Genomic DNA, 22,272 nt, shown 5'->3' with positions numbered 1-22,272 from the left:
GATCAATAATGAGTTCCGAATTCCGGTTTTCAATAAAAAAAACAGATACGCTGCGCAATCAAATCTATCAGGACATCAAGGATGCCGTGATCGGCGGTCAACTGAAGCCCGGCCAGCGTTTGCGCGAGCAAGACCTATCCAAAGATATGGGCGTAAGCCGCGGACCCATCCGTGAAGCGATTTTACTTCTCGAACGCGAAGGTCTGCTCGTCACTCAAACACATCGTGAAACCACTGTCGCGAACGTAGAAAAGGGAGAAGTCGATCGATTGCTTAACCCGCTTCGCATCTTGTTGGAATCGTACTGCATCCAGACCATTATTCCCCGTCTTAACGATAGCCACTTTGAGGACTTGGAAAAAATCCTGAACGATTTGATCGAAGCTTGCAAAAAAATGGACCTGAGCTCGATCGTTAAGATAGACTTACAATTCCACGAATACTTGGTTTCCTTGACTGAAGAGCCCTACATGATTTCACTTTGGTCGGGTGTCTCTTCCCGAATCGTTTTTCATTTCATGAATAATTCCCATATGCATCAACAGAATGATTTTTCTCAGCTTATTGACGAGCATCGCGAATTGTTGAACGCCATTAAGACCAAAGATTGGGCGGTCATCGAACCGGTCTTGAAAAAGCATATTTACTAATGAAAAGCGCCCCCTGAATGATCATGATCAGAGGGCGCTTTTGATTTGTATTACAGTAAGCCTCCGCGTTAAGGCAGCAAAGACGCGCCTCCCATGACCGGGTAAATGGGTAGGCTCCGGAACGCTTCCGCATGACGGACTCCGATTACCATTCCTCTAACCGCACTCGTCTTGGACACGAATTCGACGTAATCCATACCGTACTGATAGTTCAGCCATTGATCCTGACTCGCATGCGAACGAATCATGCGGCTTTTCATTTCGTATACGTCCGTTACATCCACATAAAATTCGGGCTCGAATCCTACTCCGCCCAAGTTGTCCATCACAAAAACATGCGGAATTCTGGGCATAGGCGGATATTCCGTTTCGATAAGCGGTACCGTAACCGGAATTCTGCAATCAACGGCAATCTCGCCGCATATTCGGTGATCGGGATGATAATCATTGTTCCCGTGTACGAACATAACGTCGGGCGACGCCTTGCGGATGGCATTGATAAACGCCATTCTCGTCTCCCGGTCATGAAACAGAAATTCATCGTCATAACCCATCCAAATCAAATCCGCTCCAATACAGGCCGCCGAAGCTTCCGCTTCCTTTCGGCGAACGGCAGCGATTTCTTCCTTGGACAAGACGGGAGATCCGACATTGCCGTTCGTTGCGATCATGATGGTCACATGATCTCCTCGTGCCGCATATTTGGCAAGCGTCCCTCCGCAAAAAATCTCAACATCGTCTGGATGAGCGCCAATCGCAAGTATACGCATCTTATATCCTCCTCATCATCCTTTTACCGCTCCGCTCGTCATTCCTTCGATCATAAACCGCTGCCCGATCAGATAAATAATGAACACCGGCAGAGCCGTTAGAAAAATATTGCCGAAAATATAGTTCCAATCCGTGCTGAAATAGCCGTAAAATCGATAGATGTTCAACGGCATGGTCCAGTATTGATTGTCATTCAAAAAAAACAGAGGGATTTGCGAATCGTTCCAGACGTTCATAAACACCAATATTGCGGCCGTAAAGGTTATCGGTTTCATAAGCGGAAAAATGATGACGGCAAACATGCGGTATGGTCCGCATCCGTCGATCGTTGCCGCCTCGTCCATTTCTCTCGGAATTGTCCTGACAAACCCGACGTAAATAAACATGGCGAACGGAATCAAGATGCCTGCAAATACCATAATAATCCCTGTTCGCGTATTCAGAATGTTCAACGTTTTTAGCACATTGAAGGTGGTGACAAGGCTGATCGGCGCAACCATGCCAAGCAAGAAGAACCGGTAAAGCGTTCCGGATATACGGCTTCGCACCCTGGCGATATAAAAGCTTAGAAGCGCAGAGCAAACAAGTACAATGACGACTGAACCTGCCGTTACGAAAATACTGTTCACAAAGCCTTGTAAAACATACCCTCGCTCAAATACGACGCGGTAGTTATCGAAAAAATGAATGTCCGAAGGAAGAGCAAGCCGAAACAGCCCCGCCTCCTTGCTGCTTTTGACCGATGTCAACACCACCATCAAGTAGGGAATGAGGATGACGGCACTCATGCCCCACAAGCACGACTCCGCTAACCCGATCCATCGTTTTCGCCGCCGTTCCATCATCCCTCTACCTCCCTTTTCTTCATATAAGAGAGCAGCGGCATCGAAATCAAGACAATAAGAAGCACCAAGATCAAGTTCAATGCGGTGCTGTAGCCGTAAAGTCCTTGTCCCATATATTTGTAGACAAGCGTCATCAATACCTCGGATGAATTACCGGGGCCGCCCTGAGTCAGGAAATATACGCCTTCGAACATGCGGGCGCCGTAAATGACCGATAGGAGCACATTGATCGTAATGGCGGGCATCAGCAGCGGCAGCGTCACATGCATGAATTTCGACCAAACGGATGCCCCGTCGATATCTGCCGCTTCATAATAATCGGCCGGGATGTTCTGGATGCCGGCGATATAAATGGCCATCGTTATCCCGGACGCACGCCATATTTCCATTAGACAGGCGGCATATATGGATAGGGACGGGTCTCCGATCCAGCCGAGTGCCAGAAAGTCAAGATTCATGGACCGCAACAGATTATTGACAAATCCGGTATGCGGATTCAATAACCCTTGGAAAATAAGGCCCACCGCTACGATATTGAGAATAGCAGGCGAAAAATAGACGGCTCGCAATGCATTGCGCGATCGCATTCCCATGGTCAGCAGCACGGCCAGCACCAGCGGAATGACATTTTTGCCGATCGTCGTTACCGTGGCATATAGGAATGTATTTTTCAATGCGACAGCGAAGTCCGGATTTCGAACAACTTCAATGAATTGGGTCAGGCCGACAAATCGGATCTTTTCGCCTGCCGCGTTCCAATCGGTGAAAGAATAATAGAAGCCCAGGATGGTCGGGTATATGAAAAACACAACATAGATGGCGAGTGCGGGAACGACAAACATGACGGGATAGTATAGGGGAGGTCTTCGTTTGCGTAACGGACGTCCCGTTCTCTCTTCAACAAAGCCGGACATGCAAGTCTTCCTCCATTCCTAACCGCTCAGCTTTCACTGGCTCCACCCCGGAAGCTTTTTCCCTTTGGCTACGATTTCCATCTTGGCGTTCAGTTCCTTCAACACTTGCGTCGGCTTTTTCCCGCCCAGCATCATTTCCTGCATAATTTTTCGGGCATCCATATCGTTCCAGGCTTCATACTTTCCGAACATCCCCATAAAAGCTTTCCCATTATCCATATAACGCTGCAAATCCCCGCTGATCATATTCTGCTTGGCATTCACGTCAGAGAAGACGGATATGCCAGGCGACTTCTGTAAGTACATTTCTTGCTGCTCCTTGGAAGCGAACAATCGGATCAACTCCAGCGCTTCTTCCTTGTGCGCAGCTTTCGTGTTAACCGAGATCCCCACTCCCGCGTAGAGCGAAATGGCACCCGGTGTATTGCCGAACGGCATGGAGAAGAAACCCAATTCCATATCCGGATATTTCTTAAGCAGCGGTTCAAGTATAAAATCGCCGGCCGGATGCATGGCCACTTTGCCGGTTCCCAATTTTTCCTGGGTCATCTCAAATGTATTTGAAATAAAATCTTCATTGATGTATCCCTTTTCTTTTAATTCCACCATTTGATTCAGCGACTGCTCATACTCCTTCACTTCCGTTACATTGATCTTGTGCGTGTTCAACTCTTGCCAGAATCGGTCGGCTTCTTTGCCTCGGTTTAGCTCGGCGTTTGCAAATAGCTGGTGCATCATATGCGTCGTACCGAACTCGCTCCCGTTGGCCAGTTGGATATTGACCGGAACGATGCCCGCTTGCTTGATCTTTTCGCAGATCTTTATAAAATCGTCCCAAGTCGTCGGTACCTCGAGCCCGAGCTTTTTGAAAATCGCTTTGTTATACAAGATTCCCATACCTCCCGGATTCGTAATGGGCAATCCGGTTATTCGGCCATCGTTCCATTGAATAATTTTTTTGCCGCCTTCCGATAGACGGCTTGTCCAGGGCTCTCCGGATAGATCCTCGAACCATGCTTTGGAGACTTGGAATTGCGACATGGCGATATCGTCGGTTACAAACAAATCGGGTCCCTCATTGGACATCATTTTAACCTTCAGCATATTCTCGAATTCCGTCGCCGGAAACAATTGAACATCTACACGGTTACCGCTTTTGGCTTCATAATTCGAAATGAAATCCTTGAGTCTGCCGCTGTAATTTTCTGAAGTGACCATAAATTTCAAGGTCTTCGATTTATTCCCGCTATCGGCGCCACCCGTATCTTCGCCACTTGAACAAGCTGTAACTAATGATGTAAGAACCAAACCAGCCAATACCGTCAACTTTTTCGAACTTATCTTCATCAACAAAAACCTCCCCTTATATTGCAGTCCAAAACCAACGTTCACGAAAACCTCTCATACTCTTCACAATCTAATCAGTGTTTTTCCGACGTGGAAAGCATCACCCCTTCTTCAACTCTTGATATCGCTTTCAAGCTACTCATGACACGAACAGTCGAACAGGCCATAAACGACACCAACTATTACTCGAGTACTCGGAGCCCGCTTGAAAAACAGTATAAATTGTTTTTCGTATTATTGTCAACATTATTGTTAACAATTTAAAACCTAAAATCATCCCCTTTCAAAAGCCGAATTTCTAAAGTATAATAGCCGAAATAATTGTCGACATCTTTGTTGACAATTATTTCGGCTATTTTCCCGATGATTGTGATTATGGCTATCCTCGGGGCAAAGTGAAAGTTCAAACTGGAAAGATACATGATCAGTTTAAAGGGGAGAAAATCGATTGAGCGACTTATTGCTTCGACAGTTAACAACTTTAAACCAGAACTATCATTTGTTGAAAGATACGCAAGGCGGTTACGCCGTTATTTTGGAGAAGGGTTCCCGGCTGATTCACCTCATACCGGCTAACAGCACGGAATCCGCGGTATGGACCAATATTCACGCCTTGGAAGAATGCTCATGGAATGTCGGAGGAGACCGCACCTGGATCAGTCCCGAGATGGATTTTTTCGCAGATGCATCGGGTAATTATGATATCCCAGCGCAGCTCGATCCCGGCTCCTATCGTTTTATCCCTTCGGATAAAGCCGGGACTGTCCGTACCGGACAAACCTGCGTTTTGACCCACTGGCCGGATCAAACCATTGTTCCTCTTAGCCTTACAAAGGATTATAGCCTGATTGCCAATCCTTTTCTAATGATTGATTCCGACGAGCACCGTGAGCTGGCACAGGTTCCCTACATCGGATATCAATGCGAAACGCGCATACAGCTCCTTCCCGAGACGGAGTATGTGCCGGATACGCCGTTACCCGAATTCAACCTATGGTCGATCCTGCAGGTCCCTCCCGGCGGCACGGTTTTGGTTCCTGTGCTGGGAGATTCCGAGCCGCTTGTGATGTACCGGGAACAAGAGGAGATCCGGATAAATCGTCAGCCCCACTATGCAACCTTCCCGTTTGAAGGCGGCAGCAGCTTCAAGCTGTCGTATAATGCTCTGCAAAGCATCGGAAGATTCGGTTACTACCGAAGATTAAGTCAGGAAATTTCTAGTTTAATCGTACGTCAGTTTCAGGTAAACCCCTCTGCCTCATATCCCGATTATCCGGAAAACCGGCCGGATTATACCGGGTCCTGCATGCAGTTTTTCTACGATGGAGAAAAGATGGGCGGCTTCGGGGAATTAGAATATCATGCCCCCTCTATGAACGGTAAAGATTCTTCTGTCCAATCGGATAATTCCCAACTGTATTATTTCGTCGGGAAATCTGACCAAATTGCCAAAATTGCACGTCATATGCTTGGGATTAATTCATTGTATTATCATCGATTAACCTGACGGGTTTTCCATCGTCCCATTCTGAGGGTTGTACTTCATCCCTTGGCGGGGCTCTTTTTTTATAAAAAAGCGGAACTCCAGTACCTTATTTCTTTTAATCGGCGTGTGCGCCTGTTTTTTTGGATCTTCAGCCTGCAATAAAGATAATCAACTAAATTGTCAATGTTATTGTTGACAATTCAAAAAGTGTGATGATACTATGAGTTCATAAAGCGCTATCACAAATAACGCGCCTAAATTTATCCATCCAGGAGGCGAAAATATGAAAATATTGACGCGCTGATGATTGTGAACGGATTTCGAAAGCGCTATCAGATTGATTGAAATTCTAACGAGCTATTGTCTTTTGCGAACGAATGTATTCCCTGTATGGCAACCTGTTGCCAATACTATTTTAATCGAAGGGGGTCTTTGTATGAAAAAAAGTAATGTTAATGGTCTGCTATGCATGGCGTTGTTGCTTGTTCTTGCCATTACAGGATGCTCAAAGTCAGGAAACTCCAATGAGGTGGGAAGCTCGATTCTGACGAAGGTCGTTCAATCCAAAAAACTGAAAGTCGGGGTCATTCTCTCCTACCCTCCATTCGGGTTTAAAGACGATAAAAATAACCCGCAAGGTTACGATGTAGACATTGCCAAGGAATTGGCAAAATCGCTGAACGCCGAGCTTGAAATCATTGATCTCGATTCCTCCGCGCGAATCCCGGCTATTGAAACAGGGAAAGTGGATGCGGTTATAGGCAGTTTTTCACGTACATACGAACGCTTGCAGAAGATCAATGTGTCGGCGCCATACTCGGCTGCCAGCGAGAAAATGCTGGTCAAGAAGGACAGCGCCATTCAGAAAGTACAAGATCTTAATGATAAGAAGGTTGCTGTTGTTAAGGGTTCTACCAACCAGGCCGTTACCGAGCTTGCTCCGAAGGCACAGCTTTCGTATTTCTCCAATTCCGCGGAATGTGTGCTCGCCGTTAAAAACGGTCAAGCGGATGCGTTTGTAGAGGACGAAAGTTTTCTGGCTTACCAAGCCAAGCTTTATCCCGAGCTGAAGGTGGCGGGCGACCCGCTTATCGCTCCACTTTATCAAGGTATAGCCGTGCGTAAAGGCGACCAGGAATGGTTGAATTACTTGAACTTTTTCGTATTCCAGATTAATAATCAGGGAACGAATAAAAGCCTTTACACAAAGTGGTTCGGCATCAATCCTCCTTATATGCTAAATCCGCAGTATTAAAAAAACGATGGAAATGAGGTCTGCTGTAAAATAAGGCGGACCTCTTATTGTAAGGAGGCAAACGAATGATTTTAGATTGGTCGACCCCCTTCGGGAACTGGGACTATTTTGCAGGCGGCGCTATCATGACCTTGTGGCTGACCGTTCTCGTTTTTCTCCTGTCCTTTGTGATTGGCGTTATGCTGGCGGTTTGCCGGTTTAACAAGCGAATCTACCCTCTATATGCAGTCTCGACCGTGTATGTGGAGCTAATCCGAAATACGCCGGCGCTAGTTCAAATCTTTTTGATCTATTTCGGTCTTCCTCAGTTCGGCATCCACTTTACGCCTATCCAAGCCGGGATTATTGCCTTGACCATAAACAATTCGGCTTATATGTCGGAGATCATAAGGGCGGGGATTCAATCTATCCACAAAGGGCAATGGGAAGCAAGTAAAGCTATAGGGCTTACCTATACTCAAATGTTTAGAACGATCATCTTTCCGCAAGCCTTCAAACATATTTTTCCGGTCTCCGCGAATCAATTTATTATGGTTCTCTTCAATACCAGCCTGCTCGCGATTCTTGACGTTAAAGAGCTTACCGATCGCGCGTTGATTTTAAACGGTCAAACATTCCGGACATTAGAGATATTCGTTTTCGTAACCGGACTTTATTATGTGTTGTATTTTATCGTTTCCACGATTTTCAATTGGATTAACCGCCGATTGTTTATATCAAACGCGAAGTAAGGTGACAACCATGGATTTCAGTGTAATCTACGAGTACCGGTATCTTTTGTGGAACGGATTCGCCGTAACTTGCAAGCTTTCCATTACAGCAATCCTTTTGGGGACGTTGACAGGAATCATGATCAGTATGGCCAGGACGAGCCGGATCAACTGGTTAAAAGTGCCGCTTACGGCGTATGTTCAACTTTTTCGCGGTTCGCCGCTGCTCATTCAATTATTCATGTTTTATTTCGGGTTATCTTATATCGGAGTGAACATCAACATATTCGAGGCAACCGCGTTAGTGTTTACTTTGTATTCCGGCGCCTATATAGCTGAAATCATCAGGGCCGGAATCGATTCCATCCCCAAGGGACAGTTCGAGGCCGCAAAGGCTCTTGGTTTTTCTTATTTTCTGCTGATGTTCAGAGTCATTTTGCCCCAAACTTTGAAAGTTTCCTTGCCACCGTTGATCGGATTTTATATTACGCTCATCAAAGATACTTCCGTAGCCTCTGTCGTCGGATATGCGGAGTTATTGCATGAGGGAAAAGCGATTATGAATGTGTCCGGCAAACCTTTTGAAATATTGCTTTTCATATCGCTGGTGTATTTTATTATCTGTTACCCGCTCTCCATGTTCGTTACCTGGATGGAAAGGAGAATTTATATCAAATGATTACACTTCATCATCTCAACAAATCGTTCGGTACGCTTAAAATTCTTCACGACGTATCGCTTCAAGTCGAAAAAGGGGAAGTCGTAGTGGTCATCGGTCCAAGCGGCTCGGGCAAGAGCACCATGCTCCGCTGTATCAACCATTTGGAAACGATTGATTCCGGCGAAATTTCCATGAACGGCCAGCCGGTCATAGCCACCAAAAAATCCGTTGCCCGGAAGATTGGAACCGAGGTTGGCATGGTTTTTCAATCTTTTAATCTGTTTCCTCATTTGACCGTGTTTCAAAACATTGCCTTGGGCCCCCGTCATGTACGCAAGTTGAATCAGCAGCAAGTAAAGGAAATCGCGGAGACCCTGCTTGAGAAGGTGGGACTCCTTGATAAGAAGGACCGGTATCCGGAACAACTGTCGGGCGGGCAGCAACAGCGAATCGCGATAGCAAGAGCGTTGGCGATGCAGCCTAAAATCATGTTATTCGATGAACCTACATCCGCCCTGGACCCTGAACTTGTCGGAGAGGTCTTATCCGTTATGAAGGAGTTGGCCAGGGAAGGAATGACGATGATTGTCGTTACCCATGAGATGAATTTTGCCCGGGAAGTGGCTGACCGTGTTGTGGTGATGGCAGAAGGCCGTATTATCGAAGAGGGCAAGCCTGAGGATATTTTTACCAATCCACAAAACGCCAGAACCCGGGAATTTCTTAAAGCAGTCATTCAGCGATAAGAAGCCTCGTAGATGCAACTGCGCAATTACGCACCGGGACACATGTAATGAAAGGCCACGCCGTCGGATTCGGTACGGATGAATTTCTCTAAAAGATTCAATGACGAGCCGATTCGTCCGATACAAAAAGCAGACCAAGAGAATCTCTTACACTTGCATTTTTATACAAACTTATGTATGGTCACCTTTTTATAACGAATTCTGAAACAAATCGTCTATCAGACAGAGAAAGAAGCCTTAACTCAACATAAACGAACAACTCCCCTCGATGCGCATTATCAATGATTCTTCATACCTCCAGTCAACGAAAAAGCTGCCGGATGCTCCGGCAGCTAGCGGAAAGCGAAAGGCATATAACACCAGCGGCCCATAAAGCGAGAGCGGAAAACAAAACAACCTGTATCCGATTTTTGAAGCGCGCAATGCTGAAGCCTATTACCAGCCCGAGCAATCCCGTTGAAAACGGAAATACGATTAATTCGCTTGGTTGAACGAGGAATAGTAACGCGATGCTAAGCGCATAGGCGGTAAATCCGTGCGTAATAAAATGAGCGCCGTTGACGCGGTTCCAACGCTGGATGCAAAAATAGCTATTATGCCTGGCGGCGGCACACCAAATCAGCGGCGATTCTTATATTCCCGGCGCCTTCGCTTGATCAGCCGGAACAACGTTTTGTCCCGAAGCCGCGCGAACAGCGCGTGAGACGGATAATCGAAGTTAACCTCGATCAGCCAGAGCTTGCCGTCGCGATCCACCCCGTAGTCGATGCCGATCTGGGACGAATATTTGTATTTGTTAAACCGGTCGCATATCGCATAACTGGCGTCGACCAGCTCTTTTTCCAGCTTTTTCTGCTCATCCGGTTTGCCCTCGGCAACGGAACGGCTCAAAGCCTGCCCGATCGGCAAAACATATCCTCCGCCGCGCCGAACATTCGTGATGATGCTCGACGGTCCGGCTACTTTGGCCAGCATGCCGGAATACCGCCACTTGTTGCGGCCATCTCTCATCATCATGACGCGGATGTCGTAACGGCGCCCGTTCACTTCGGCAAGGGGAATAGCTTGCTGCACGATATGGGCCTTGCCTTTCACCGCCGCAAGAACATGCCCGCAGACCGACTCCGCGGTCGCAAAGGTTCGCGGCTTCCCTTTCACTCGAAGCATGCGGTAACCGCCGTCCTCTTTCCACACTTTGATGATGCCTTTCCCCATATGCGCCATGTTCGGCTTCACATAGACAGAACCATACCGGCTCAACATGTCCTGAAATGCGGACTTGCCGTACCGTTTCGTTTCCGGTAGCATTGGAGCGATCCGGGAATCTTTCTGATAAAACGTATGCAGTCCCCATTTCCCCGGCATTTCGTTTCACCTTCCTGTCTGTCGAGATGGAAAGACAACATCCTCGTAACAGCGAACAACCGGAAGCGAGGTGTGACACTGCCACGGCCAATATTTGGCGGCATGCGACGTGTTGAAGCAAACGACCGTTTCACCGGGCAGTACGGCTCTGCGTTCGCAAAGCCGGAACAGCCCGGCGAAAGCCGCCGCCCCCTCAGGGGAAGCGGACAGTCCCATGCGAGCCGACTCGCACTGGGCTTGCCGGATTTCTTCTCGCGTAACGGCGATCGCATCGCCGCCCGATTGCTTCAGGATGGAGGCGATCAACTTCCCGTCCGGAGGCTCCGGAACCAGAAGGCCGGTCGGACTTGCGTCACAAGAACCTCCATCGCAGGGAGCCGCGGAATCCCCTTCCCGATCGTGTAGCAGACGGACAATCGGCTCGCAACCGCTTTCCTGCACCGAGACGAGACGCGGCAAGTCGCCCTGCACCCAGCCAAGCTCCTTCAATTGCGCGAAGGCGCGCCATAGGCCGACAATGCCGGAACCGCCGCCGGTCGGGTACAGGATCACATTCGGCATTGCCCAGCCGAGCTGCTCCGCCACTTCCAGCCCCATCGTTTTTTTGCCTTCCGCCCGGCCCGGTTCGCGCAACGTTCCCGCGTGGAACCAGCCCTGTTCGGCGATTCCTCTTCCTACGATTCGCCCTGCATCCTGAATCAGACCGTCGACAAGAAATACGCGGGCACCGTAATGGACCGCTTCCTCCACGATCAAGCCCGGGCAATCCATCGGTACGAACACGAATGCCTCCATCCCGGCGCATGCGGCATAAGCCGCTAAGGCGGAAGCGGCGTTGCCGTTCGAGTTGACGGCAACCTTCCGGATTCCGCGTTCCTGAAGCAGCGTTACCGCGACGGAAAATCCTCTCGCTTTGAAGCTGCCAGTCGGATTGATCTCTTCCCGCTTGCTGTACAAGCCACCGAGTCCTAACCTTCGTTCCAGCGGGGTCAGACGCAGCAGTGGCGTCCCGCCTTCTCCTAGCGTTACCGGACAAGCTTGCTGCCGGACAGGCAGCAGTTCCCGGTACCTCCACATCGTCCAAGGACGGCGCGCAAGCGACTCCCGATTCCATGTTTTTCGAAGGTACGGCAAATCGTACTCGACAAGGAAAGTCCCGCCGCAGCCGCATTTTCCTTTAACGTCGAACGGTTCCGTGTTTCCGCAGCGCGTACATGTCAGCAAGAAGCGTTCCACTTCATCACCACCGGCATTTGTAGTCATTGCTGCATTTTATACAGGGCGGATGCCGAAAGGAACGGCCAATACCCATCGTCCGGATCGAGGTAATTAAGCACCGATTCCGGGTACCCGCATATTCATGGGATAACGACCCGAATGCGAAGGGGAGCGGTTATGCTTCGATTGATGTGCAAAGGCAAAATTCACAGGGCTACTGTTACGGAAGCCGATCTCGACTATGTCGGCAGCATTACGATTGACGCCGCCTTAATGAAGAAAGCACGCATTCGCCCTTACGAGATGGTGCAAATCACCAGCCTGCGCAACGCGACGCGATGGAAAACCTATGCGCTGCCAGCAGACGAAGGGTGCGGCAAAATATGCTTGAACGGCCCTCCCGCCCATTTGTTTCAGCCGGGCGACATCGTCATTATTTTGAGCATGGGCATCTTCTCGGAGGAGGAAGCGGCGGAGCTGCAACCGCGCGTCGTGTATGTCGACGAAAGCAACCGGATTACAAAAGTTGACGTGCACGAGTGGGCGGATTGGTCGTTCGATTAATGACAACCAAAAAAGGAAGAGACCTCGAGAGAGGTCTCTTCCTTTTTTGCCGTTGCGGCTTTAAGCTCTAGAGGGACTTACGCCGGCTAATTCGCTTCTGGCTTCGATCGTAAACTCCTCTTCTTCAGGCACCCACCCGAAAGCGACAAACTCTTCCCCGGGACCAAGCGCAAACGGAACCCGGTCGAGCTCAAGCTTCACGTTGCCACTTGTATGGCTCACGCCGCCGACCGCTTCGCTTCCATCGTTGCGGAAGGCTAACATGAGCTTTCGCTCGCCGATCAACGGGTAGGTCAGACAGGTGCGGATATTGGGCGGATTGACGGTCCGGTCCCTTCGATCAAACCGAGGGCCCGAGCCGTTAGTTCTATAATTTCGTCTTATCTCCCAACCCGCACAACCAATATTTTGAAGCGCCCTTCCCTTTTCGGGCTTGGCATGGAGTAATGCTTCCACTCCAATTTGTAGGAGCCTTTGAGCACTAGTGATTTTTCACGGTTTTCCATCGTCCCTTCACCGGCCTCGGGGCTCCAGCTCAATTCGCCGCGCAGCCTGGCGCCGTGGTGGATTCGGAACCGCTCGTCTACCGTACTCGCCCGCTTGGGCTCCTCCCAATAGAGATGGTCGTTGGTAATTAGAATGGCATAGCCGGTCAAGCCGGGCGAATCGTCCGACGCCTGCTCCAATTTGACGATGTCGCTTATGAAATCATAACGACCCGTGTCTTGTGCGCCCTGGGACTTCAGATCATAGACGACATCGTCTTTGATGACGTGAAGCTGCGTTGTTTTATAGCGAACTTCAATGGCATAAGCGCCTTGTCCGTCTTGTTCCGCATATACGTCCGTCGTTTGGTATCCAGCGCCAATGATTCGGTTTTGCTTACAGTGAAAGCCGGTGCTTTTCAAGTAGTCGGTCAGAGCATCCCTGAAATCGGCCTGCGAATGAAAAAGCGGTTTACGGGCTGCAAACTGGTCAATAAAACCGTCGATATCCAGTTGCTTACGAGGCTCGATCTTGAAGGTTAAGCTGCGGAAAACGCCTTTTGCGGAATCAACAATGGAAAACGGCTTCCATTCCACTTGGTACCGATCGCGCAATTTGACGGGCTTCTCTCTTCCGCGCATCGTACCGGCCGAGGCCTCGCCTCCCCAGGCCAGCTCTCCGTTTAGCACCTTACCTTCTTGCAGACGGAATGCGCTATCGACCGTATCGCTGAGCGCTTCACTCCAATAAGCGGGATCGTTCGTTACCAAAACGGCGTAACCTACCGTATCCGGTTCCTTCTGCACAACATGCTCCAATCGCATGATATCCTTCAAAAAGTCATAGCGGCCGCAATCGTGAGCTTTTTGATCAAGCAGCGTAAACACTTCGTCCTGATGCACGGTTTCTACCGCTTTGGTTTTATACTTCAGCTCAATAGCCATTTTCTTATCGCCAAGCACCACCCAAATATCCATATAAATGCGGGCTTTCACTTTTGCAGGCCTATATTCAAGCCGCACCGAGGCATCCGGGTATTGCTGTTGAATTTCCCATGCCAAAGCATGCTGAAAATCCGCCTCGCTATGAAAAACAGGGCGTTTAGATGTCAAGCTAGCCAGCAACGATTCCAAGTCCATTTTATGCAGCCTCCAACGGTTCGCCAATTCAATACACAACCCTACCAATATTCGACAAATCACTTTCATATCCCTGCATACCCGGATAATCTACGAGGGTCATTTTCCCAACAAAAAAGCTCTGATTACTCAGGACTTTACGCTAATGTTGGAATGTCCGCGGGGAAGCAACCTTGGCCATTAGATTGTAAGTTTTATTTTTCCTTGTCTTAAAGTGATTAGAGCTAGTTCAGCTGTGCTTTTTATCCCTCTGTAGATCGCGTCTTCGTGAATAGGGGTAGTACCAGCGTCGCTGTCACCAGGGGCAAAGTGGATGGATATATATGTTAAACTCATGCGCTGGGAACTTCGCTTTGATTGGGGTAATATCAGCGTAGTGACACTACACGCAAACGCTTGAAGTACAATTACAATTATCGTGTCGGGTTGTTTACGTCGTTGCTACCAAAATTATGTATAATAGGAGGGCGAACCCTTTACTAAAAGGAGTGAACCGATGTATTCTCAAATTATTTTACTGGCCGTTATTATGATCATCATCATCGGCCGATTGATCGGGACGAACATCAGCTTCATGAAACAAGTCATGGCATCGCTGTCCAGCGTCATTGTAACGACCTCCGTGTATTGGTACTCATACTTGCGTTACCGCAGCAATACGGATAGCTTCGAAGCCGACGGATGGTTATGGCTGCTCAGCACGGTCATCGTCGCCCTGCTCTTCTATCTCTTGTTCGAGATGTTCGACCCTATCCCTCTTGGGGAGCGAGGCGAGCGTCTCACCGATACGAAAAACCCTGTCAAAAGGCTGTCCGCCTGGTGGCGAAGACAGCGAAGATACGTCCAAGTGCTGCTGATCGCGCTCAAGAACGGCGTAGGCAAAAACCTGGCCATCAAACGATCGCCGGCATCAGATCAAAAGGTGGCTGTATCGCTTCGCAGGATGCTAGAGGACTGCGGCGGTTTCTTTATCAAATTCGGTCAGGTGTTGTCGACGCGTTCGGATCTGTTGCCCCCGGCGGTTATCGAAGAGCTATCGCACTTGCAGGAAAACGTCGCCCGTTTGACGACTGTGCAGGTGGAGGAAATATTGGCCAAAGAGCTGGGGCGCCCCAAAGACGAGATATTCCAAAAATTCGAAATGGAACCGCTCGCTGCGGCATCGATCGGACAAGTCCATCGTGCCACGCTGCTCGAGGGCGGGAAGGAAGTAGTCGTCAAGCTGCTACGTCCGGATATCACTTCCAAGCTGCAGCGCGATTTGGATATCTTAGTGCGCTTTGCAGCCTGGGCGTCAAAAAAATCTGCCTGGGCTAGAAATATCGGCTTCCTCGATTTGGCCAAGGGATTCTCCGCAGCGATGAAGGAAGAGACTGATTTTCGCATCGAAGCCCGCAATTTCGCCCAAGTGACAGCTTCTCTGGCCAATAGCCGGACAAAGGTGAAGATCCCCCATGTCTACCCGGAGCTAAGCAGCGCGAAAATTCTCGTCATCGAATATATGGAGGGCGTTAGCGTAAAGAGCGGCACGGCTATACTGGATGAATACGGCATCGATCGTCAGGAGGTTCAGCGGCAAATTTTCGACTGCATGTTGGAGCAAATCTTCATCAAGGGAATTTTCCATGCCGACCCACATCCCGGCAACGTCTTTATTTTGAATGATGGAACCCCCGCGCTGCTGGATTTCGGTTCGGTCGGGAGACTCGGAACGCTGCAGCAGGACGCCCTGAAGAGGCTGCTGATCGGATTCGAACAGCGCAACACGTACGTTATCATGGATGCTCTGCTGCAACTGGTCGAGCCGCAACAGGAAATCGAAAAAGAAGGTTTGGAGCAAGCGCTCAGCCAGCTGCTGGTTCAGGCTTATGGCGCGGCGGGAAGCTCGGATGCGTTCATACAGGGATTGTTTCGGATGATTGGGGAGTTCGGATTTTCGTTTTACCCGAATGTTGCGGGCGCGTTTCGCTCACTGATTACACTTGAGGGCACGATGGCGCAATTGAATCCTGAGTTCAGCTTAATGGACGAATCCCGCCGCTTCGCCAGGGAGCACACGGCGGAGTTCCTTCCTGTCAGTGACTACACCGATCTGCGGAAAACGGCGACGAACGAATTGCTGGAGCTGCTCCCCGTTATTCGCAGGCTGCCGCGGCGACTCGACCATCTCGGGTCGATGCTGGAGAAGGGCGAGATGTCCGTTAAGGTAGGCTTTTTCTCCGACAAGGCCAACACCTCATTCGTGACGAAATGGATTTCACAGGCTTTGCTGGCTTTCGTCGGAACGGCGTTCGGAGGCATCTCCATCGGACTGATTAGCTTAAGCGGCCATGACACTCGGGATGAGTTTAATATCGTGGCCGTTTTCGGTTACGCCGGCATATTGATCAGCTCGATCCTGCTCATTCGAGTCGCAATCCATGCGGTGCGGAATTTGAAGCAAGTCAAGGAGTAGCGAATTTGATCCATGGGGATGAAGGCAGAGTGAAGCTTGATATCCTCTATCCGCCCCCTCGGTCAAGTTTCTCGGATCAGAACATTTAACTGAAGGGAGTATGCTTTCAAGGTATGCGGGCTAAATCCCAAAATGCGCTTATCAGCCTCATACAACATCCACAGATCCATCAATCTCATAAAAGTAACCTCCCAATGGCTAATTATCCTTAGCTTCGCTTTGTTTGGGAGGGTCTAATCTTTCCGTGTCAAAATAATGTTCTCGCCACTAGCGTTACCCGCTGAAAGGATGTTAAAACTTTATGTTTGATTACTTGCAAGAAATTTGATTGATACTCATTGTTACAACCTACACAAAGATATGTGTATGTTCTTACTATTCGTTCAGTGAGCAAATTTAGCTCTGTACCATCTACATCACGATCTACAAAGGGTTTATTACCAAGAGAAACATCCTTTATTATTTTCCTCATTTTCCCCCCACACGAGGGACATTTTTTCTTTTTAAAGAACTTATACTTGACTTCTTCCCATGTAAGAACTATTTCATTTTTTTTACCTCCTATATTTACTCCAGTGATTATTTCCCCCCCCCCATTTTCAGTCAAATTAAGATTTAAAGTCACCTCTTCGTAAGAGGAATTAAAATGGTATCCACGGTGATAGTCTGTTCAGTGAAGGACTATTTTCCATATTCGTTTATTACGTTGTACTTGTAAAAGTAGTTGCATTATCCTGCCCGTTACTTCAATAACCAAAAAAGAGACCCACAGCAACGAACTGTGGGTCTTAATTTTATATATTATAAAGGGGGTCGAGTTTTATTATAGGCTTCATTCATTAAAACCATATGAAAATTAGATTTCACTCTTGTTACATTTACGCAACTAGCATACCGGTTAGTTCAATCCTATGAACGCAGAAATTGATACAATTTAGCGGTTCCTCTTTTATGGGGTGCAGACTCCAAAAGGTGTTTTGGTATCAAGGGGGCACACCTGTTAACGATCCCTCGAAGGATTGAATATAGGATACAAGCGCAAATCAGAGTTGCAATACGGTTATTAGCTCTTTATCGAAGATTTTGCCGTTGTCACGGAAGCCGAAGCTTTCATCATCAGCAGCTTCTTGCTCAGTTTGAAGCTCCGGAAATAAAGCCATCCCCCAATAAGCCGGCAGATCGATATCACCTTATTGATCCGCATTATACACCATACCGCACAGGTTATTTCCCGTAAACATTTGCAATCGATAAACAGATTGAGGTTTCCACCTGCTCGCTTAGCAGCGGCGATTCCTTTACCCACCCTCCGAACGAATTACTACTGGACTTATGCCTAGCCCGGCCGACCGACCTGGGTCCATTTCGAAGGCGGCGCGCGTCGTTTACAATAAAGATATTACAAGCGCCGCGGCGCCACTTTGAAGGAGATGGATATTCATGTATAGATTATTTCGCTCGAGAACGGACAACAAAATTACCGGCTTATGCGGCGGATTAGCGGAACGGTTCGGCATGGACGCAACGATCGTGCGTTTGCTCGTCATTATTGCGGCTTTCATCAGTTTCGGAACTGTCGCGTTCGTTTATTTGATCGCAAGCGTCGTCGTTCCTAAAGCGCCTTACGACGTCGACAACTACATTGGCAGCTACCGCTCTTTTTAATCTAATAGGATTTTTACAAGGATCGCGAATGAGAAAAACTCCTCTAAGAGTAAATCTAGGGAGCATATGCTTTTTAGTGGAAATTTATATTTTTTAGCACAATAGGATACGCACTACTAGGGATGCTGCTAATAAAAAACGAGACTGCCGGTAGCCTCGTTTATTTTTGTGCTATCGTTCGCCGTTAGTGGAATGGTTTTTCCATTATTCGTTGATCAACATATAAAAAGCATGTCAATCAAGGGTGAACCACTTCATATTCTCCATCTAAAATTCGATCAATAATTGCACTTGGGGACTTTTTAAACCCTTTCCAATCTGTATCATGAAGGATAATTAAAGACTGGTGCTCAGCATCATAACTACCTAGTGCCTTTTTGGATGGAATCCATACCAAGAAACCCAACGAATCATATCCCTTCGTTTCAAAGAGAAGATTAAACATTTTTATGCCTTCAATCTCAATCTCAATCTCTGTGACATCATGAATGGAACAATATTCAAAATAGTTCATGTACTTTGATTCAGGCAGCTCTACCCGTCTTCTTTCCTCTCCCAAATCCTTTAGAATCGTTACTGGTAAACCCACTCTTTTTAATTTTGCCATTATCTCATCTAAGTCGCGTAATTCCTTGGGTTCGTATGAAGCGAATATATCCGCTAAAACATTATTTTTTCGGCGTTTGGCTATTATATAGGGTCGTTCTCCATAATAATTTTTTAATGTAGGATCGGCTCCGTTTTCAAGCAAAAATTGTGCGATTTGTAATTGTCCAAAACTTGCAGAGCAATGGAGTGGTGTTTGGGAAAGATCTACATCGTTTTTGTTAAATACTTGAAAATTTATATTTGCTTTTTCTTTAACCAGAAGCTCTACTATTTCTAAATGCCCGTAAGATGAGGCGACTTGCAAAGCATGTCCGCCGTGTTTATAAATGTCAATCCCAGTGCTTAACAGGAATTTCAAAATTTCAATATTTCCTTTATAAGCAGCTTGCCATAATGCTGATGTTCCGACGTGAGTTACAGCATTTATGTCAGCCCCTCGATCAAGTACATATTGAATTTCTTCAATACTTCCCCTTCCTGCCGCACAGCCAATTGCAGGGTATGATGAATCATTTAAGTCTGCTCCAAATTCAATCAAAAGCTTAACAATTTCAAAATCATAATCACGTTGACCACACCATGCTCGATTTAAATATGTAGGGGTACCTGGAGTACGGTAATTCAAATCAACCCCTGAAGCAAGTATAGATTTCACACTCAAAATATCTTTGCTTTTAAAAGCATTTATCAATTCCTGATTCATGCTTATTTATTCACATCCTCTTCCTTTGAATTTTTTTACTACTCATAGATCTTCGAAGCAAATCTGCAAAAACCCGTTACACCAACAAACTAAAAAAGGAGCTGCCGTGTAGGAGCTCCTCCATTAGCGTGCCCGTTAGTCGAGCCAATACCGATATGCGGCTAGAGAAATCCATAGGAAAACTACTATCCACACTAAAATAATTAAACTTCCTACAAACCAATTTTTCGGCTTTCCATTCTTTATTCGGTCCTCGGCTTTTACTGTACACTCCTGAACAACTGCATTAGGTATCATTTTCAATGCAAATGCAACGCCAAGTGGAATTAGTATCACATCATCAAGATATCCTAATATCGGGATAAAGTCTGGAATTAAATCAATTGGGCTAAAGGCATAGGCAACAACACATATGGTAAAGATTTTTGCATACCAAGGAGTACGATTATCCTTATAGGCAAAATAAAGTACAAATACCTTTCTTTTTAGCTGTTTAGCCCACGATTTTAATCTATCCATCATCAAGCAAAAGTTCTCCTTCTTTATCTATGTAGTTTACCCAATGATACCACGCTTTACTGCCCGTTAGCTGAGAAACGGCAGCCGATCGTTCTGGCCGGCTGCCGTCATGATGTATTGAGTTAATGAAACCCGTTAGCATACCTTCTGGAAAAAATTCGTCAAAGTTGCACACTAATTTCTATAACAAAGGGAACCAAACAAACTACAAATACATATAGATGCCTATAGAGTTTTTAATGACTATGTACTTGTTCGGTGCGGCTGTCGTGTCAATGCTGAACTATTTTAGAAAACAACTTCTCTATCTTCCCTGAACAGGTTGCAAACATTTCCGCAAGCTTATGCTGCGAGGGAGGAAAGTAATTTGCCGTTTAAACCACATCCCAATAATACTGCTATTGTAATCACAGACCCACAAAATGACTTTATGAGTCCTGGGGGAAGAGGCTATCATCTGACTAAAGGAACTATTGAAAGAAACAATACTATACAAAACCTTGAACTATTAATGAGAACTGCCATGAATAAGGGATACCAACTTTTCATATCGCCCCATTATTTATACCCTCATGATTACGGCTGGAAATTTACAGGAAATGAACAAAAGATGCTATTAGGTCTTAGACTGTATCAAGTGGCAAATGCGTACACACCACCGTCATATGGAGCTGATTTTGTTCATTCTTTCAAACCTTATATTTTTGATAGAAGAACCGTCATTGCAACTCCTCACAAGGTTGCCAGCCCACAAACAAATGACTTGGAATATCAGTTACGACAACACAGAAAAGAGAAGATAATTATTGCAGGGGTGCTTTCCAACGTTTGTGTAGAGTCCCATATGAGGCATCTAATCGAAACTGGTTTTGAAACAGCTGTTGTATACGATGCCACCGCAACAATTAGTGAAGAGGATTTTCAAGCTGCCGTTACCAATTATAAAGCATTTGCCAGTGCTACTTGGACGACACAGGAGGCTATTTCAAACTTATAAATCAGTATCCCCTCCCCAATGTTAATTTCCTATTACAACTTGTCCTAACTGTCCCCAAGTGGTTGCTTGGTCAGAATAAGGGCTTGGAATAACGGATGAATTTAGATAGCACAACCCCCTCCAATCTGTTCGGATGGGTTATTCTTGCTTGCGGGAAAATATCCTAATCTGTGAGCTACTCTCTGTGAAGCAATGTTACTGGCGATTACATCATAACTCGGTATCTCTCCACGTTCCAATATTTCAAGAGTTAACTTGTTTACAAGATAACTAGCCAATCCCAAATTACGATATTTGGGTAATACTTCTATATCAATTTGCCACAGTTTTTCACAGGTTTTGCTTGCTCCTGCCACACCAACAATTTCCCCATCTTGTTTTGCAAGCATAGCTAGATTAGTCTGCCAAGGAAGATTCGTATCATATATAATAGCTTCATTAAATCTTGTAACATCAAATAAACTGCCCACTTCAGCGTAATCCCTTCAAGGAGATAGCTTTCCCAAGTCATTTAATATCGATGGAACTACTCATCAATTTACTTCTTCAATACCAAGAGCATCTATCCAAACTTGATCAGTCAATAGAGGAGTTGGCTCAAGAATTATTGGAGTATGATTTAATGCAATCGATCCCCGGCATTGGTACTAAGCTTGCGGCAACAATTTTAGCAGAAATCGGGGAAATCGATCGGTTCGATCATGCAAAGAAGCTGATCGCATTTGCGGGTATTGATCCTAGCGTGTTTTCTTCTGGAAAGTTTACTGCTACTCGAAATCCAATTACTAAACGTGGTTCTAGAAAGCTCCGAACAGCCGTATACCAAGCTGTTCGTTGTGGTCTGCGATGCTCACGCAACAAAAAATTAAGGGCTTATTACGATAAGAAACGTACTGAAGGCAAACTGTTTAAAGTAGCTGTGATCGCTTGTGCAAATAAACGAATCCACTGGATTTATGCCATCTTAACCAAGAAAGAAGCTTTTCGCTTAGTCTGAATTAGCAACCCTTAGCCATTGAGGGAAACCTTCCCATATAATGCGGGACGGTTATTTGTTGTCCCCTTTTACGAGTATACCATCCTTCATTTCGTTCATTAATAATTAAATATTGACAGCCTATTAGCTGGTATAGCCGCTTTCACATTATATCGGGCTATGTTATTATC

General features: G+C 46.8%; 21 protein-coding genes and 1 pseudogene. 11 read left to right on the top strand and 11 right to left on the bottom strand.

Going from position 1 to position 22,272, the window contains the following annotated elements:
- Positions 1 to 8 precede the first annotated feature (8 nt).
- On the top strand, positions 9 to 650 hold the full coding sequence (locus ACKGJP_RS12680; protein ID WP_409345995.1) for a GntR family transcriptional regulator: 642 nt from the start codon (positions 9 to 11) through the stop codon (positions 648 to 650).
- Positions 651 to 718: 68 nt separating this feature from the next.
- On the opposite strand, the gene ACKGJP_RS12675 is transcribed toward ACKGJP_RS12680, so the two are convergent.
- From ACKGJP_RS12675 to ACKGJP_RS12660, 4 genes are read right to left on the bottom strand one after another with little or no spacing between them, the layout of a single operon-like run.
- Positions 719 to 1,420, bottom strand: a complete 702-nt coding sequence (locus tag ACKGJP_RS12675; RefSeq protein WP_409345994.1) for a PIG-L deacetylase family protein — start codon at positions 1,418 to 1,420, stop codon at positions 719 to 721.
- Positions 1,421 to 1,435: 15 nt separating this feature from the next.
- Positions 1,436 to 2,266 carry a carbohydrate ABC transporter permease gene (locus ACKGJP_RS12670; RefSeq protein WP_409345993.1) on the bottom strand — a complete coding sequence of 277 codons (831 nt, stop codon included), beginning with the start codon at positions 2,264 to 2,266 and terminating at the stop codon, positions 1,436 to 1,438.
- Entirely contained in the window at positions 2,263 to 3,180 is a 918-nt protein-coding gene (locus ACKGJP_RS12665) for a carbohydrate ABC transporter permease (RefSeq protein ID WP_409345992.1), read from the bottom strand. The genes ACKGJP_RS12670 and ACKGJP_RS12665 overlap by 4 nt, the downstream gene beginning before the upstream one ends.
- A gap of 33 nt (positions 3,181 to 3,213) precedes the next feature.
- Positions 3,214 to 4,527 (bottom strand): ABC transporter substrate-binding protein, encoded by a 1,314-nt coding sequence (locus ACKGJP_RS12660; RefSeq protein ID WP_409345991.1) that lies wholly within the window; start codon positions 4,525 to 4,527, stop codon positions 3,214 to 3,216.
- 448 nt (positions 4,528 to 4,975) lie between these two features.
- Here ACKGJP_RS12660 and ACKGJP_RS12655 point away from each other — a divergent pair, with 448 nt between their 5' ends.
- The 5 genes from ACKGJP_RS12655 (at position 4,976) to ACKGJP_RS12635 (ending at position 9,385) form a co-directional block, all read left to right on the top strand.
- The gene (locus ACKGJP_RS12655; protein WP_409345990.1) at positions 4,976 to 6,034 is read left to right on the top strand and encodes a DUF6786 family protein; all 1,059 of its coding nucleotides are present in this window, start codon (positions 4,976 to 4,978) and stop codon (positions 6,032 to 6,034) included.
- A gap of 415 nt (positions 6,035 to 6,449) precedes the next feature.
- Positions 6,450 to 7,268, top strand: coding sequence for a transporter substrate-binding domain-containing protein (locus tag ACKGJP_RS12650; RefSeq protein WP_409345989.1), 819 nt, complete (start codon positions 6,450 to 6,452; stop codon positions 7,266 to 7,268).
- Between the two features lie 65 nt (positions 7,269 to 7,333).
- Entirely contained in the window at positions 7,334 to 7,999 is a 666-nt protein-coding gene (locus ACKGJP_RS12645; RefSeq protein WP_409345988.1) for an amino acid ABC transporter permease, read from the top strand.
- Between the two features lie 10 nt (positions 8,000 to 8,009).
- The gene (locus tag ACKGJP_RS12640; RefSeq protein WP_409345987.1) at positions 8,010 to 8,657 is read left to right on the top strand and encodes an amino acid ABC transporter permease; all 648 of its coding nucleotides are present in this window, start codon (positions 8,010 to 8,012) and stop codon (positions 8,655 to 8,657) included.
- Positions 8,654 to 9,385, top strand: a complete 732-nt coding sequence (locus ACKGJP_RS12635) for an amino acid ABC transporter ATP-binding protein (RefSeq protein WP_409345986.1) — start codon at positions 8,654 to 8,656, stop codon at positions 9,383 to 9,385. Before ACKGJP_RS12640 ends, ACKGJP_RS12635 begins: the two co-directional genes overlap by 4 nt.
- Before the next feature lie 618 nt (positions 9,386 to 10,003).
- Here the strand turns inward: ACKGJP_RS12635 and ACKGJP_RS12630 are convergent.
- Together ACKGJP_RS12630 and ACKGJP_RS12625 are read right to left on the bottom strand one after the other, a co-directional pair.
- Positions 10,004 to 10,750, bottom strand: a complete 747-nt coding sequence (locus ACKGJP_RS12630) for a YheC/YheD family protein (protein WP_409345985.1) — start codon at positions 10,748 to 10,750, stop codon at positions 10,004 to 10,006.
- A gap of 6 nt (positions 10,751 to 10,756) precedes the next feature.
- The gene (locus ACKGJP_RS12625; RefSeq protein WP_409345984.1) at positions 10,757 to 11,986 is read right to left on the bottom strand and encodes a threonine synthase; all 1,230 of its coding nucleotides are present in this window, start codon (positions 11,984 to 11,986) and stop codon (positions 10,757 to 10,759) included.
- Positions 11,987 to 12,145: 159 nt separating this feature from the next.
- Here ACKGJP_RS12625 and panD point away from each other — a divergent pair, with 159 nt between their 5' ends.
- Positions 12,146 to 12,532, top strand: a complete 387-nt coding sequence (panD, locus tag ACKGJP_RS12620) for an aspartate 1-decarboxylase (RefSeq protein ID WP_409345983.1) — start codon at positions 12,146 to 12,148, stop codon at positions 12,530 to 12,532.
- A 60-nt stretch (positions 12,533 to 12,592) separates the two neighbouring features.
- On the opposite strand, the gene ACKGJP_RS12615 is transcribed toward panD, so the two are convergent.
- Together ACKGJP_RS12615 and ACKGJP_RS12610 are read right to left on the bottom strand one after the other, a co-directional pair.
- Positions 12,593 to 12,796 (bottom strand): hypothetical protein, encoded by a 204-nt coding sequence (locus ACKGJP_RS12615; RefSeq protein ID WP_409345982.1) that lies wholly within the window; start codon positions 12,794 to 12,796, stop codon positions 12,593 to 12,595.
- Positions 12,797 to 12,912: 116 nt separating this feature from the next.
- Positions 12,913 to 14,157, bottom strand: coding sequence for a hypothetical protein (locus ACKGJP_RS12610; RefSeq protein WP_409345981.1), 1,245 nt, complete (start codon positions 14,155 to 14,157; stop codon positions 12,913 to 12,915).
- A 496-nt stretch (positions 14,158 to 14,653) separates the two neighbouring features.
- On the opposite strand from ACKGJP_RS12610, the gene ACKGJP_RS12605 reads away from it, so the two are divergent.
- Both ACKGJP_RS12605 and ACKGJP_RS12600 read left to right on the top strand, forming a co-directional pair.
- A complete protein-coding gene (locus ACKGJP_RS12605) occupies positions 14,654 to 16,612 on the top strand; it encodes an ABC1 kinase family protein (protein WP_409345980.1) in 1,959 nt (652 codons plus the stop codon).
- Between the two features lie 1,440 nt (positions 16,613 to 18,052).
- On the top strand, positions 18,053 to 18,277 hold the full coding sequence (locus ACKGJP_RS12600; protein WP_409345979.1) for a PspC domain-containing protein: 225 nt from the start codon (positions 18,053 to 18,055) through the stop codon (positions 18,275 to 18,277).
- A 238-nt stretch (positions 18,278 to 18,515) separates the two neighbouring features.
- On the opposite strand, the gene ACKGJP_RS12595 is transcribed toward ACKGJP_RS12600, so the two are convergent.
- Entirely contained in the window at positions 18,516 to 19,589 is a 1,074-nt protein-coding gene (locus tag ACKGJP_RS12595; protein ID WP_409345978.1) for an ankyrin repeat domain-containing protein, read from the bottom strand.
- 135 nt (positions 19,590 to 19,724) lie between these two features.
- Entirely contained in the window at positions 19,725 to 20,111 is a 387-nt protein-coding gene (locus ACKGJP_RS12590; protein ID WP_409347148.1) for a YkvA family protein, read from the bottom strand.
- 364 nt (positions 20,112 to 20,475) lie between these two features.
- On the opposite strand from ACKGJP_RS12590, the gene ACKGJP_RS12585 reads away from it, so the two are divergent.
- Positions 20,476 to 21,105: an isochorismatase family cysteine hydrolase gene (locus tag ACKGJP_RS12585; RefSeq protein WP_409345977.1), complete on the top strand. Its 630-nt coding sequence runs from the start codon at positions 20,476 to 20,478 to the stop codon at positions 21,103 to 21,105.
- Between the two features lie 101 nt (positions 21,106 to 21,206).
- On the opposite strand, the gene ACKGJP_RS12580 is transcribed toward ACKGJP_RS12585, so the two are convergent.
- Positions 21,207 to 21,575, bottom strand: a complete 369-nt coding sequence (locus ACKGJP_RS12580; protein ID WP_409345976.1) for a GNAT family N-acetyltransferase — start codon at positions 21,573 to 21,575, stop codon at positions 21,207 to 21,209.
- Between the two features lie 5 nt (positions 21,576 to 21,580).
- On the opposite strand from ACKGJP_RS12580, the pseudogene ACKGJP_RS12575 reads away from it, so the two are divergent.
- A pseudogene (locus tag ACKGJP_RS12575) lies at positions 21,581 to 22,102 on the top strand (IS110 family transposase); the annotation flags it as partial.
- Positions 22,103 to 22,272 lie beyond the last annotated feature (170 nt).

It is taken from the genome of Paenibacillus litoralis (assembly GCF_046244365.1).
Lineage (GTDB): Bacteria > Bacillota > Bacilli > Paenibacillales > NBRC-103111 > Paenibacillus_V.
The sequence above is the reverse complement of the archived record's forward strand: the minus strand, read 5'-3'. Positions and strand labels throughout refer to the sequence as shown.

Excerpts from the sequence above, each read along its gene's own strand:
- ACKGJP_RS12680 (WP_409345995.1), top strand. The coding sequence starts at position 9 with ATGAGTTCCGAATTCCGGTTTTCAATAAAAAAAACAGATACGCTGCGC.
- ACKGJP_RS12675 (WP_409345994.1), bottom strand. The coding sequence starts at position 1,420 with ATGCGTATACTTGCGATTGGCGCTCATCCAGACGATGTTGAGATTTTT.
- ACKGJP_RS12670 (WP_409345993.1), bottom strand. The coding sequence starts at position 2,266 with ATGATGGAACGGCGGCGAAAACGATGGATCGGGTTAGCGGAGTCGTGC.
- ACKGJP_RS12665 (WP_409345992.1), bottom strand. The coding sequence starts at position 3,180 with ATGTCCGGCTTTGTTGAAGAGAGAACGGGACGTCCGTTACGCAAACGA.
- ACKGJP_RS12660 (WP_409345991.1), bottom strand. The coding sequence starts at position 4,527 with ATGAAGATAAGTTCGAAAAAGTTGACGGTATTGGCTGGTTTGGTTCTT.
- ACKGJP_RS12650 (WP_409345989.1), top strand. The coding sequence starts at position 6,450 with ATGAAAAAAAGTAATGTTAATGGTCTGCTATGCATGGCGTTGTTGCTT.
- ACKGJP_RS12645 (WP_409345988.1), top strand. The coding sequence starts at position 7,334 with ATGATTTTAGATTGGTCGACCCCCTTCGGGAACTGGGACTATTTTGCA.
- ACKGJP_RS12640 (WP_409345987.1), top strand. The coding sequence starts at position 8,010 with ATGGATTTCAGTGTAATCTACGAGTACCGGTATCTTTTGTGGAACGGA.
- ACKGJP_RS12635 (WP_409345986.1), top strand. The coding sequence starts at position 8,654 with ATGATTACACTTCATCATCTCAACAAATCGTTCGGTACGCTTAAAATT.
- ACKGJP_RS12630 (WP_409345985.1), bottom strand. The coding sequence starts at position 10,750 with ATGCCGGGGAAATGGGGACTGCATACGTTTTATCAGAAAGATTCCCGG.
- panD (WP_409345983.1), top strand. The coding sequence starts at position 12,146 with ATGCTTCGATTGATGTGCAAAGGCAAAATTCACAGGGCTACTGTTACG.
- ACKGJP_RS12615 (WP_409345982.1), bottom strand. The coding sequence starts at position 12,796 with ATGTTAGCCTTCCGCAACGATGGAAGCGAAGCGGTCGGCGGCGTGAGC.
- ACKGJP_RS12610 (WP_409345981.1), bottom strand. The coding sequence starts at position 14,157 with ATGGACTTGGAATCGTTGCTGGCTAGCTTGACATCTAAACGCCCTGTT.
- ACKGJP_RS12605 (WP_409345980.1), top strand. The coding sequence starts at position 14,654 with ATGTATTCTCAAATTATTTTACTGGCCGTTATTATGATCATCATCATC.
- ACKGJP_RS12600 (WP_409345979.1), top strand. The coding sequence starts at position 18,053 with ATGTATAGATTATTTCGCTCGAGAACGGACAACAAAATTACCGGCTTA.
- ACKGJP_RS12595 (WP_409345978.1), bottom strand. The coding sequence starts at position 19,589 with ATGAATCAGGAATTGATAAATGCTTTTAAAAGCAAAGATATTTTGAGT.
- ACKGJP_RS12590 (WP_409347148.1), bottom strand. The coding sequence starts at position 20,111 with ATGATGGATAGATTAAAATCGTGGGCTAAACAGCTAAAAAGAAAGGTA.